Raw genomic sequence first — 9,610 nt, 5'->3', positions numbered from 1 at the left:
GACCGACGACGACGACCCGCTGGGTCACGACGCCGCGGAAACCCTCAACGCCGCCCTGCGCAGTCTCCATGAGCCGGCCCCGACCGTCCCGACGGCGACTCCCGCATCTGCGGGTGCATCGGATGCCTCACACGCGGCATAGCCGAACTCAGCCGTCGGCCGGCAGCCCCAGCCGCCGACGGGCAGATCGAAGATCACCGCGCCCGGCACGATGGGCACCACCCCGTCGCCCATCGCCACTCCGCGCTCGCGTTCCTCCAGCCAGCGCATGACCCCGTCCGCGGCGGCCAGGCCGTAGGCGCTGCCACCGGCGAGCAACACCGCATCGACATAACGCACGCTGTTGGCCGGATCGAGCAGATCGGTTTCCCGCGTCCCGGGCGCACCGCCGCGGCAGTCGACGGCACCCACCGTTCCCGGTGGAGTAAGCACCACCGTGACCCCGCATGCCCAGCCGGTGCCGAGGGCGGCGTCGGGATCGAGCCGGTGGAAGTGGCCGACGCGGATCCCGCCCACGTCGGCAATCGAACTCATCGCGCCGCCATCAAGATGATCGGTTCCCCATCAGCACCAGCACCAGGTACTCCTGCAGAACGGTAAGCCATTGGTAGACATCGAAGTGTGCGGCCAGCGGATGATCGGCGGGCAACCGCTCGGGCCCCTGCGGGCCGACGTCGAGCATGACCCCCAGGGTCAGCCGCAGGTCGTTGACCGCGGCGATCCAGGAATTGGCGGCCTCTTCGGTCAGCTCGAACCGGCCGCCATTTTCCGGCACGGTGTCCAAAAGCTGTTGAGCGGCAACGCGTTTAGCCTCGATGATCTCCGGCTCATGGAGACTGCGCAGGGCGGCGTTGAGGGTTTCCGCGGCGTCGGGACCGCGTCGACGACGTTGACGTCCGGCGTGACCGTCGGAGCGGTTGTTGTCGTGAACTCCGTCGGTGATGTGGTCGATCCGGTGACCGGCCTGCCCTGGATGACTCATCTCAGCAAAGAATTCGGGCTGCAGGCACCGCCGGCAACCGAGATTGAAACGCTGGCCCAATTGCCGTCCAAGCTGAGCGCCCTGAACACGACGATCGGTGTGGTCGCCACGGATGCCGCGTTGGGACCGGCGGCGTGCCGGCGCATGGCCATCGCCGCCCACGACGGCTTGGCGCGGACCATTCGGCCGGCCCACACAGCGTTGGACGGTGACACCGTGTTCGCGCTGGCCACCGGAGCGGTCGAGGTGCCCCCGCCGGCGGACCTGCCCGCCGCCATGTCCCCCGACACCGAACTGGTCACCGCGGTCGGTGCGGCCGCCGCGGACTGCCTGGCGCGGGCGGTCCTGGTTGGAGTGATCGCCGCCGAGTCGGCGGCTGGAATACCGACTTACCGTGACGTGGTGCCCGGAGCATTCGTGGAAAGGAGCGCGTGAGGTGCTGGTGGTCCGCGCCGACCTGGTCGAGGCCATGGTCGGGCACGCGCGCCGCGACCATCCCGACGAAGCGTGCGGCCTATTGGCCGGGCCGGAGGGCACCGACCGCCCCGAACGTCACATCGCCATGACCAACGCCGAACGCTCGGCGAGCCGGTACCGGTTCGACTCTGCGGAGCAGTTGACCGTGTGGCGCGCGATGGACGATGCCGACGAGGTTCCTGTGGTCATCTATCACTCACACACCACGACCGAGGCGTACCCGAGTCGCACCGACGTCGCGCTGGCGGCCGACCCCGACCTCCACTACGTCTTGGTGTCCACCCGCGACTCCGCCCGGCACGAGCTGCGCAGTTACCGCATCGTCGAGGGTGCCGTCACCGAAGAACCTGTCGCTATCGTCGAGCAGTACTGATCGAAAGGTTCGCATGAGCGTCACCGTGTCCATACCGACCATCCTGCGGCCGCATACCGGAGGCCAGAAGCGCGTCTCGGCGAGCGGTGAGACGCTGGGGGCGGTCCTCTCCGACCTCGAGGCCAACTACTCGGGCATCTCCGAGCGGCTCATCGACCAGTCTTCTCCCGGCAAGCTGCACCGGTTCGTCAACATCTACGTCAACGACGAAGACGTTCGGTTCTCCGGCGGCTTGGACACCGCGATCGCCGATGGTGACTCGGTCACCATCCTGCCCGCCGTGGCGGGTGGTTGAGCGCGTCCTCGTTTGCGACGTCGGGCGGATGTCTCTGCGCCGGCGCCGGTGCCGGTAGCCTGGATACGCCGAAAACGCTCTGGAAGGGCAACTATGGGCAGGACCGGCCCGACAGGGCACTCGCGATCACCGGCACACCCGGCCGGGAAACGGTCGCGCTGGGTGGTCGGCGCGACCACCATCGTCACCTTCGTCGCGCTGCTCTACTTGGTGGAACTGATCGACCATTTGAGCGGCAACCGGCTCGACGCCAACGGCATCCGGCCGCTGACCACCGACGGACTGTGGGGAATCATCTTCGCGCCGGTGCTGCACGCCAACTGGCAGCACTTGATTGCCAATACGGTGCCGATGCTGGTTCTCGGCTTCTTGATGACTCTGGCCGGTTTGGCGCGGTTCGTCTGGGCCACCGCGATCGTGTGGATCCTGGGTGGGTTCGGCACCTGGTTGATCGGCAACATCGGCAGTAGTTGTGGTCCCACTGACCACATCGGGGCGTCCGGACTGATCTTTGGCTGGCTCGCGTTCCTGGTGATCTTCGGATTCCTGGTCCGAAGGGCGCGGGATATCGTTATTGGGCTGGTTGTCTTGTTCGTCTACGGCGGTGTCCTCTGGGGCGCATTGCCGGTCTTCGGCAGATGCGGCGGGGTGTCATGGCAGGGCCATTTATGCGGTGCGCTCGCCGGAGTGGTGGCGGCATACTTGCTCTCCGCGCCAGAACGCAAAGCCCGGGAACGCAAAAGATCGACCCGATCGCTGCCGGGCAACCTATGACGTCACCAATGGCCCCCATCGGCGTATTCGACTCCGGCGTCGGGGGACTGACCGTCGCGCGGGCCATCATCGATCAATTGCCGGACGAGGACATCATCTACGTCGGCGACACCGCCAACGGTCCGTACGGTCCGCTCCCAATCTCGGACATCCGTGCGCATGCGTTGTCCATTGGTGACGACCTGGTCAGTCGGGGCGTCAAGGTGTTGGTGATCGCCTGCAACTCGGCGTCGGCGGCGTGCCTGCGCGATGCGCGGGAGCGCTATGACGTGCCGGTCGTCGAAGTGATCCTGCCGGCGGTGCGTCGAGCCGTAGCGACCACTCGCAACGGCCGCATCGGAGTCATCGGTACCCGCGCCACCGTCACCTCGCACGCCTATCAAGACGCATTCGCCGCTGCCCGCGACACCGAGATCACCGCGGTCGCCTGCCCGCGATTCGTCGACTTCGTCGAGCGCGGCGTCACCAGCGGTCGCCAGGTACTGGGGCTGGCCGAGGGTTATCTAGAGCCGCTGCAGCGTGCGGGGGTGGACACGCTGGTGCTCGGGTGCACGCACTATCCGTTGCTTTCCGGGCTCATTCAATTGGTGATGGGCGACCACGTGACGCTGGTTTCCAGCGCTGAAGAGACCGCGAAACAAGTCGTGCGCGTACTGACCGAAGCCGACCTGTTGCGTCCCCATGATGCGGCACCCGCGACCCGCCTATTCGAAGCCACCGGCGACCCGGCCGCATTCACAGGATTGGCGTCGCGCTTCCTCGGCCCCGCCATCACTGGCGTTGAACCCGTTCACCACACCAACGTCTAGTAGGTATGCCGATGATTGTGCTCAGTAAAAGCGGCGATGTTTTCTCCATCGTGCTATCGGGCATGGCACAGTAGTGTCCGTGCGAATTACCGTACTCGGCTGCTCGGGCAGCGTGGTGGGTCCGGATTCGCCTGCGTCGGGATATCTGCTGAGAGCTTCAGACACCCCGCCCATCGTCATCGATTTCGGCGGCGGTGTATTGGGGGCGCTGCAACGGCACGCAGACCCTTCGTCCGTGCACGTGTTGTTGTCGCACCTGCACGCCGATCATTGCCTGGACCTACCGGGTCTGTTCGTGTGGCGTCGCTATCACCCGTCACGTCCGCAAGGTAAGGCGTTGTTGTACGGCCCGAGCGACACCTGGTCGCGGCTGGGCGCGGCGTCCTCTCCGTACGGCGGGGAGATCGATGACTGCTCGGACATCTTTGACGTTCACCACTGGGTCGACGGCGAACCCGTGACCGTGGGCGCCTTGACCGTGCTGCCACGAATCGTCGCGCACCCGACAGAATCCTTCGGTCTGCGGATCACCGACCCCAGCGGAGCGACGCTGGTGTACAGCGGTGACACCGGCACCTGCGACCAACTGGTCGAACTGGCCCGCGGGGCCGACGTCTTTCTCTGCGAGGCGTCGTGGACCCACTCCAGCAAACACCCGCCGAACCTGCATCTATCTGGCACCGAGGCGGGCCGAGCCGCCGCGCAGGCCGGGGTGCGCGAATTGCTGCTGACGCACATTCCGCCTTGGACTTCTCGGGAAGACGTGATCAGCGAGGCCAAGGCGGAGTTTGATGGTCCCGTGCACGCTGTGGTGTGCGACGAGACGTTCGAGGTGCGGCGGGGCTGAGCGTTGCGATTGTGCGCCGGGTGCCCGCCCCCGGACTCGCCTCGCTAGGCAGTAGCGCGCTCGGGCAAAGAGCATGCGCTCGCGGCGTGAAACCGGGGTGCGGGCCACTCGGCTAGGCCAGCTGTGATGTCATCACCTGCCTTTCCTCTTGTTGTTTCTGGCGTTGGTCGGTCGCCCGGAGGGCCGCGCTGGACCGCTCGGATGTGCCGCGCCGGTCCGCGTCGCGGGCGGACCAGGGCGCCGCCCAACCGATCGGTCGACCGCGCTCTGGTCAAGGCGCAGCCGATGACCGGTGCTGTCGGTGGCCGGCGGGAAGGGACGAGCGCCGCGCACAGAATGGCATCGACCTCAGCGGCCAACGCAGCGGTGTCGGGGTCAAGGGAGAACAACGCCGCAGCGTCAATCGTCGCTGGCGCCGCCACCGTGCCCATGCGCGTCATTCCGGCCACCTCGTCCGGGATCGCGGGCGATCAGGCGTCGATTGCCTTGTGTCCGTTGCGAGTGATCGAAATTTTGCGCGGCTTCGCCTTTTCGGCCACCGGGATTCGCAACCGCAACACACCGCCCTCGTAGGACGCGTCGATCCGCTCGGTGTCGAGGTTGTCGCCGAGCACCAATTGGCGACTGAAGACGCCCCGAGGGCGTTCGGTCGCCAACATCTCGCGGCTTGGATCGACCGCAGGACGCTCGGCGCGCACGGTCACGACGTTGCGCTCGATGTCCAGATCCAGCGAATTCTCGTCGATGCCGGGCAGATCGAACTCGACGAGGAATTCCTCACCTTCGCGCCAGGCATCCATCGGCATGGCCGCCGGGCGGGCCGCAGTCCCGAACACTTGCTGAGTGAAGCGATCGAGGTCACGGAACGGGTCGGTTCGCATCAGCATGGTCGCCACCTCCAACTCTCCAATCTAGTGTCGTGGGGTTGAGTTAATCTGTGCCTTGCGGCATAGGTTTTATATAACACGGGTCGGAGTGGAGCGCAAGAAGTTTTCCAGCGATGCGCCGCCGGAGGAGACCGGTCGCTAGGGTTGGCGTCGTGTCCAAACGAGAAGACGGTCGCCTCGACGACGAGCTTCGCCCGGTGGTCATCACCCGGGGTTTCACCGATTACCCGGCGGGTTCGGTACTTGTCGAGTTCGGCCGCACCAAGGTCATGTGCACCGCCAGCGTCACCGAAGGAGTGCCTCGGTGGCGGAAGGGATCGGGCCTGGGGTGGTTAACCGCGGAGTACGCCATGCTGCCGTCGGCCACCCACACCCGTTCGGATCGCGAGTCGATCAAGGGTCGGCCCAGCGGGCGCACTCAGGAGATCAGTCGTTTGGTCGGCCGGTCGCTACGGGCCTGCATCGACTTAAGGGCGTTGGGGGAGAACACCATCGCGGTCGACTGTGATGTGTTGCAGGCCGACGGCGGCACCCGCACCGCCGCCATCACCGGCGCCTACGTGGCCCTGGCCGATGCAGTGACCTACCTGGCCGCGGCAGGGAAGTTGTCCGATCCCCGGCCGTTGTCGTGTGCGATCGCGGCGGTCAGTGTCGGCGTGGTCGACGGCCGGGTCCGGGCCGATCTGCCGTACGAGGAGGACTCCCGTGCCGAAGTTGACATGAACGTCGTGGCTACCGACACCGGAACGTTGGTCGAGGTTCAGGGCACCGGTGAGGGCGCGACGTTTCCCCGTTCCACCTTGGACAAGTTGCTCGACATGGCGTTGGGCGCCTGCGACAAGTTGTTCGCCGCGCAGCGTGAGGCGTTGGCCCTTCCCTATCCCGGGGAACTGCCCGAAGGGGCCCCGCAGCCCAAGGCGTTCGGCAGCTGACCCGGCTGCTGGTGGCCAGCCGTAACGCCAAGAAGCTGGTCGAGTTACGGCGGGTGCTGGACGGAGCCGGCTTGTCCGGTCTGTCGGTGGTCTCGCTAAACGACGTTCCTGCCTTCGACGAGGCGCCGGAAACCGGCGCAACGTTCGAGGAGAATGCACTGGCCAAAGCCCGCGACGCCTTCACCGCGACGGGTCTGGCCAGTGTCGCCGACGACTCCGGACTGGAGGTCGCGGCGCTCAATGGGATGCCCGGAGTGCTCTCAGCTCGGTGGTCCGGCGCCCACGGCGACGACGCCGCAAACACCGCTTTGCTGCTGGCGCAAATGCGTGACGTGCCAGACGACCGGCGCGGTGCGGCGTTCGTGTCAGCGTGCGCGTTGGTGTCTGCTGCCGGTGAGGTGGTGGTGCGCGGTGAGTGGCCGGGAAGGATTGCCCGTGCGCCGCGCGGCGACGGCGGCTTCGGCTACGACCCGGTGTTCGTGCCCGACGGCGACCATCGCACGGCCGCGCAGTTGAGCCCGACGGAAAAGGACGCGGTGTCTCATCGTGGGCGCGCGCTGGCGCTGCTGCTGCCCGCTTTGCGGACCCTGGCGCCGGGCTAGATCCCGAAGCGGCCTTTGACGTCGCGGGTCTGGAAGTGCTCGACGATGATTCCCAGCAGCGGAACGGTGCCGGCGAGCAGCACTCCGACGGTCTTGCCGATCGGCCAGCGGACCTTGATGGCCAGATTGAACGCAGCGAGCACGTAAACGAAGTACACCCAGCCGTGCACCACTTCGATCCAGCGGATCTCGCGGTGAAAGACAAAGTGCGACACCAGCTCCCCGCACAGGGCGATGAGCCAGATGCCCGTTGCCCAGGCCATGATGCGGTAGGCGGTCAGTGCGGTGCGGATCTTCTCGACGGGAAAGACCGACGCCGCCTGCTGCGCGTCGGGCGTATTTGGTGCGGTCATGCGGTGGTCCTGTTCTGTTTCTCGGCATCGTGCTTAGCGAGTTGGGCCAGGTAGGCGTTGTACGCGCGTAGGGCTGGATCGTCAGCCGGCGGTTGCGCGGGTTTGGCTCGCTCAGGTAATAGTCCGGCGGGGATTTCGGTTGGCGCCGTGGTGTTTTGCGGCGGCGGCGGCGCGTCTTCGTAGCGGACGAAGTTCCGGTACGCATAGATGCAGAACCAGGCGAATAGCGGCCATTGCAGCGCGTAGCCCAGGTTCTGATAAGTGCCCGACGTCGATTGAAATCGAGTCCATTGCCACCAGCCCAGGGCCAGGCACCCACAGGCGGCGATGATCGCCAGGGCGATCAGCGCAGGCCTGCGACGATGCGTGGTGGACACACCAAGACGGTACCGCGCGGTTACTTAAGCCTTCGGTCCGATGAACTCGTCCAGCCTCGCCACGGCCGATTTTCGGTACACGGCAATGGAGTGTCTGCTCGGGCGGGTCCACGGACGCCGAGGATGTCTTCCGACCTGTTTGAGAAGTGGTATCGAACGCTGCGGATGAGCTTCCGCGCGCCGCAAATACGGGCCCTTCGTCGGTACCAGAGCCAATCTAGGTTGCACCACCGACACGAGGTCACACCGTCGAGCGGTACGATCGATTAGCCATGCGGGCGTGGCGAAATGGCATACGCGATGGCTTTAGGTGCCATTGCTCGAAAGAGCGTGAGGGTTCGAGTCCCTCCGCCCGCACTGTGGAAGTTGCCGGCTAGCCGGCGCCACGGCCCGTCTCTTGTTGCAACTCGTCGATGAGTCGGGACGCCTCGGCTTTGGTCAAGTTATCCGGCAGGTCGCGACCGGCCTCTTGGGCCAGCGTGCGTACATAGCTGCGTTGCGGACCGGTCATCGGTTCTTCACCGGTGACCCACTCGTCGGGGTCTTTCGCGGGGTTCTCTTGCGGGGCTTGCCGCACCTCGTTGCTCATGCCAGCCGGATATCCATCGCACGTACGTTCGAAACTCGTCGTGAGCGAGTGAGTTGCGCGTCACGTCGGGTTCTACGCTGGTTAGGTCCGCGCACCCGCCACTGAGGAGACCAAATGTCCATTGCACAACGCGAGCGCGCCGCGCTGGTAGAGACAATTCTCGCCGCAGGGCCCGAGGCGCCCACCCTGTGCGAAGGATGGACGACCCGGGACCTGGCTGCCCACCTGGTCATCCGGGAGTACCGCCCCGACGCGGCGGCCGGCATCCTCATTCCGTTCTTCGCCGACCACACCGAAAAGGTGCAGAACCAGGTGGCCGAAAAAACCGACTGGGAGGAGTTGGTGGGCAAGATTGCGTCGGGCCCACCGGCCTACTCGCCCTTCAAACTGCTCGACTCGGTGGCCAACGTCGCCGAGATGTTCATTCACCACGAAGACGTGCGCCGCGCCGGGGCAGGCTGGGAACCGCGCGAACTTGACCCCAACTTGACCGCACGGCTCCGTCGCACTGTGCCTTTGATGGCTCGACTGACGCTGGCCAAGGTTCCCGGCCGCGTCGCGCTGCGCACCACGGACGGGAAGACGCTGCTCACCGCCGGGCGTGGCCCAGCGGTCACCGTCACGGGCAGTCCGGAGGAACTGTTGCTCTTCGCCGTGGGGCGAGAGGCGCGCGTGGACTTCGACGGTGACGATTCGGCGGTGAAAGCTGTTCGGGAGGCACCCAAAGGGCTCTAGCCGGGTCCGGCGGCAAGTTGACCTATGGTAAGGCAACCCTTAGTTTGTGGGGGTAACTTTCTAGCCGAGGTGTGCTGCCAGATGAGAACTGTCGCGACCCGTCCCGGCGGGCGCCCGCCCCTGATCGCGCTGGACGACCTCGTGCGCGTCGGTCGCGAGTTGGGCATGCGGCGGTTGAGCATCAATGCGGTTGCTGCTCGACTCGGAGTGTCCGCGACCGCGCTGTATCGGCATGTCGAGAGCCGATGGGAGCTCGAGCGCCTGGTGGGGGAGAGCCTGCTCGCGGACCTGCATTTGGATGAGGACCCGGCCCAAGACCTCGAGCAGCACTTGCTCTCCTTCGGTCTGCAGCTCTGGCATTTCTCCATCACCCGCCCCGGCCTGGCGTCGTATCTGCAAGTCCTTTTCCCCCGTGGTGAGGCGGGCGTGCGACTGCTGGTGATGGAGGTCGCGGCCCTCGGTCGGCGCGGTTATTCCGCCGAGGCGGCGACCGTATTGAGTAGCGCGGTCGCCACTTTGGCCATCAGCTTGGCCATGCGGGAGGAGAGCACTACCCACAGCTCCAGCGGCGACCATGC

General features: G+C 66.1%; 13 protein-coding genes, 1 tRNA gene and 3 pseudogenes. 11 read left to right on the top strand and 6 right to left on the bottom strand.

Going from position 1 to position 9,610, the window contains the following annotated elements:
• Nucleotides 1-72 precede the first annotated feature (72 nt).
• Together A9W95_RS04570 and A9W95_RS04565 are read right to left on the bottom strand one after the other, a co-directional pair.
• Nucleotides 73-534: pseudogene (locus A9W95_RS04570) on the bottom strand (P1 family peptidase); the annotation flags it as partial.
• A 10-nt stretch (nt 535-544) separates the two neighbouring features.
• Nucleotides 545-874, bottom strand: a pseudogene (locus tag A9W95_RS04565) (DUF2017 family protein); the annotation flags it as partial.
• Here A9W95_RS04565 and A9W95_RS04560 point away from each other — a divergent pair.
• From A9W95_RS04560 to A9W95_RS04535, 6 genes and pseudogenes are all read left to right on the top strand, one after another.
• A pseudogene (locus A9W95_RS04560) lies at nt 866-1,417 on the top strand (P1 family peptidase); the annotation flags it as partial. The pseudogenes A9W95_RS04565 and A9W95_RS04560 overlap by 9 nt on opposite strands.
• A 1-nt stretch (nt 1,418) precedes the next feature.
• Entirely contained in the window at nt 1,419-1,832 is a 414-nt protein-coding gene (locus tag A9W95_RS04555) for a Mov34/MPN/PAD-1 family protein (protein ID WP_067409427.1), read from the top strand.
• Nucleotides 1,833-1,845: 13 nt separating this feature from the next.
• A complete protein-coding gene (locus A9W95_RS04550) occupies nt 1,846-2,127 on the top strand; it encodes a MoaD/ThiS family protein (RefSeq protein WP_067409426.1) in 282 nt (93 codons plus the stop codon).
• 93 nt (nt 2,128-2,220) lie between these two features.
• A complete protein-coding gene (locus tag A9W95_RS04545) occupies nt 2,221-2,901 on the top strand; it encodes a rhomboid family intramembrane serine protease (RefSeq protein ID WP_067409425.1) in 681 nt (226 codons plus the stop codon).
• Nucleotides 2,898-3,710, top strand: a complete 813-nt coding sequence (murI, locus tag A9W95_RS04540) for a glutamate racemase (RefSeq protein WP_067409424.1) — start codon at nt 2,898-2,900, stop codon at nt 3,708-3,710. The genes A9W95_RS04545 and murI overlap by 4 nt, the downstream gene beginning before the upstream one ends.
• A gap of 73 nt (nt 3,711-3,783) precedes the next feature.
• A complete protein-coding gene (locus A9W95_RS04535) occupies nt 3,784-4,557 on the top strand; it encodes a cyclic nucleotide-degrading phosphodiesterase (protein WP_067409423.1) in 774 nt (257 codons plus the stop codon).
• A gap of 470 nt (nt 4,558-5,027) precedes the next feature.
• On the opposite strand, the gene A9W95_RS04530 is transcribed toward A9W95_RS04535, so the two are convergent.
• Nucleotides 5,028-5,444, bottom strand: a complete 417-nt coding sequence (locus A9W95_RS04530; RefSeq protein WP_067409429.1) for an Hsp20/alpha crystallin family protein — start codon at nt 5,442-5,444, stop codon at nt 5,028-5,030.
• Between the two features lie 152 nt (nt 5,445-5,596).
• On the opposite strand from A9W95_RS04530, the gene rph reads away from it, so the two are divergent.
• Together rph and rdgB are read left to right on the top strand one after the other, a co-directional pair.
• A complete protein-coding gene (rph, locus tag A9W95_RS04525; RefSeq protein WP_067409422.1) occupies nt 5,597-6,376 on the top strand; it encodes a ribonuclease PH in 780 nt (259 codons plus the stop codon).
• Entirely contained in the window at nt 6,373-6,978 is a 606-nt protein-coding gene (gene rdgB / locus A9W95_RS04520) for an RdgB/HAM1 family non-canonical purine NTP pyrophosphatase (protein WP_067409421.1), read from the top strand. Before rph ends, rdgB begins: the two co-directional genes overlap by 4 nt.
• Here rdgB and A9W95_RS04515 read toward each other — a convergent pair.
• Nucleotides 6,975-7,331 (bottom strand): DUF3817 domain-containing protein, encoded by a 357-nt coding sequence (locus tag A9W95_RS04515; protein WP_067409420.1) that lies wholly within the window; start codon nt 7,329-7,331, stop codon nt 6,975-6,977. The genes rdgB and A9W95_RS04515 overlap by 4 nt on opposite strands.
• On the bottom strand, nt 7,328-7,708 hold the full coding sequence (locus tag A9W95_RS04510; RefSeq protein ID WP_067409419.1) for a hypothetical protein: 381 nt from the start codon (nt 7,706-7,708) through the stop codon (nt 7,328-7,330). The genes A9W95_RS04515 and A9W95_RS04510 overlap by 4 nt, the downstream gene beginning before the upstream one ends.
• Nucleotides 7,709-7,982: 274 nt before the next feature.
• On the opposite strand from A9W95_RS04510, the gene A9W95_RS04505 reads away from it, so the two are divergent.
• Nucleotides 7,983-8,065: transfer RNA gene (locus A9W95_RS04505), tRNA-Leu, on the top strand.
• Between the two features lie 16 nt (nt 8,066-8,081).
• Here the strand turns inward: A9W95_RS04505 and A9W95_RS04500 are convergent.
• Entirely contained in the window at nt 8,082-8,297 is a 216-nt protein-coding gene (locus A9W95_RS04500; protein ID WP_067409418.1) for a DUF3072 domain-containing protein, read from the bottom strand.
• 114 nt (nt 8,298-8,411) lie between these two features.
• Between A9W95_RS04500 and A9W95_RS04495 the strand changes: the two genes are divergently transcribed.
• Together A9W95_RS04495 and A9W95_RS04490 are read left to right on the top strand one after the other, a co-directional pair.
• On the top strand, nt 8,412-9,032 hold the full coding sequence (locus tag A9W95_RS04495) for a TIGR03085 family metal-binding protein (RefSeq protein ID WP_067409417.1): 621 nt from the start codon (nt 8,412-8,414) through the stop codon (nt 9,030-9,032).
• Nucleotides 9,033-9,113: 81 nt separating this feature from the next.
• Nucleotides 9,114-9,610, top strand: a 497-nt coding sequence (locus tag A9W95_RS04490) for a TetR family transcriptional regulator (protein WP_067409428.1), incomplete at its 3' end; no start/stop codon positions are given.

It is taken from the genome of Mycobacterium sp. 1423905.2 (genome assembly GCF_001673155.1).
In the GTDB taxonomy this organism is placed as follows: Bacteria; Actinomycetota; Actinomycetes; order Mycobacteriales; family Mycobacteriaceae; genus Mycobacterium.
This window is presented reverse-complemented; position numbering and strand designations above follow the sequence as displayed.